Source organism: Mycobacterium gordonae, assembly GCF_001417955.2.
Taxonomy (GTDB): Bacteria; Actinomycetota; Actinomycetes; order Mycobacteriales; family Mycobacteriaceae; genus Mycobacterium; species Mycobacterium gordonae_B.
Genome location: NZ_LKTM01000177.1, coordinates 1 through 1,561, shown reverse-complemented (window position 1 = coordinate 1,561; position 1,561 = coordinate 1). Strand labels below are relative to the sequence as shown.

1 protein-coding gene is annotated in these 1,561 nt (G+C 79.8%); it reads right to left on the bottom strand.

What is annotated here, in order from left to right; genetic code table 11:
- Positions 1-1,561 (bottom strand): hypothetical protein (locus tag AO501_RS40720; protein ID WP_197419848.1); only part of this gene is annotated, 1,561 nt, incomplete at both ends.

Genomic DNA, 1,561 nt, shown 5'->3' with positions numbered 1-1,561 from the left:
CCGACGCGCCGACAGTCGAGCCGGAGCCGCCGAGACCGGCCGCGCCGCCGGTGCCGCCGACACCACCAACCCCACCCGCACCGCCGGCCACGCCCGGGTTGGCGCTGTTGTCGGTGCCGACACCGCCGTGGCCGCCGGTTCCGCCGGCGCCGCCGACACCACCTTGCCCGCCGGCTCCTTGCTGGCCACCGCCACCGGAACCAGCCGCGCCGCCGGCACCGCCCTGGCCGCCGTCGCCACCCGCTGCGCCTTGGCCACCAACACCGCCGCCGCTGGCACCAAGGCTGCCGGCGCCGCCGCGACCCCCGGCCCCACCGACGCCACCTACCCCGCCATCACCGGCAGCGCCGGACGCTCCGGTGCTCGACCCCGAGCCGCCAAGGCCGGCCGCACCACCGGTACCGCCCACGCCGCCGACACCGCCCGCGCCACCGGCGACGCCGGGGTTGGCGCTGTTATCGACGCCGGTTCCGCCGTGGCCGCCGACGCCGCCGACCCCACCGATACCGCCCTGACCGCCGGCTCCTTGCTGCCCGCCTCCACCGGCACCAGCTGCGCCGCCGGCACCGCCCTGGCCGCCGTCGCCACCCGCTGCGCCTTGGCCACCAATACCGCCGCCGCTGGTCCCAGTGGTTCCGGCGCCACCGCGACCGCCGGTCCCGCCGACGCCGCCGACGCCGCCGTCACCAGCCGTGCCCGCCGCTCCGGTGCTCGACCCCGAGCCACCAAGGCCGGCCGCACCACCGACGCCGCCGACGCCGCCGGTGCCACCCGCGCCACCGGCCACGCCCGGGTTGGCGCTGTTATCGATGCCGGTTCCGCCATGGCCACCGACGCCGCCGACCCCACCGACACCGCCCTGACCCCCAGCGCCCTGCAACCCGCCGCCGCCGGAACCAGCCGCGCCGCCGGCGCCACCCTGGCCGCCCTGGCCACCAGCGGCACCCTGACCACCAGCACCGCCACCGGCGAGCCCGGTGCTCCCGACGCCGCCCCTGCCGCCAACACCGCCGCCGCCGCCGAGCCCGCCATCACCAGCGGTGCCCGAAGCGCCGACAGTCGAGCCGGAGCCCCCGAGGCCGGCCGCGCCGCCGGTGCCCCCGACACCGCCGGTGCCGCCCGCACCGCCGGCCACGCCGGGGTTGGCGCTGTTGTCGGTGCCGACGCCACCGCCGCCGCCTACGCCACCAACGCCGCCGACACCGCCCTGACCCCCAGCGCCTTGTTGCCCGCCGCCACCGGAACCAGCCGCGCCGCCGGCGCCGCCCTGGCCGCCCTGACCGCCAGCGGCACCCTGACCACCAGCGCCGCCGCCGGCCAGCCCGGTGCTCCCGGCGCCACCCCTACCCCCGGTACCGCCGGTGCCGCCAGTCCCGCCGTCACCGGCGCTGCCCGAGGCGCCGGTGCTCGATCCGGACCCGCCGACACCAGCGGCACCACCGATACCGCCCGCGCCACCCGTGCCGCCGGCGCCGCCGGCCACTCCCGGGTTGGCGCTGTTGTCGGTACCGGTACCGCCGTTGCCCCCGACACCACCGACCCCTCCGACACCGCCCTTACC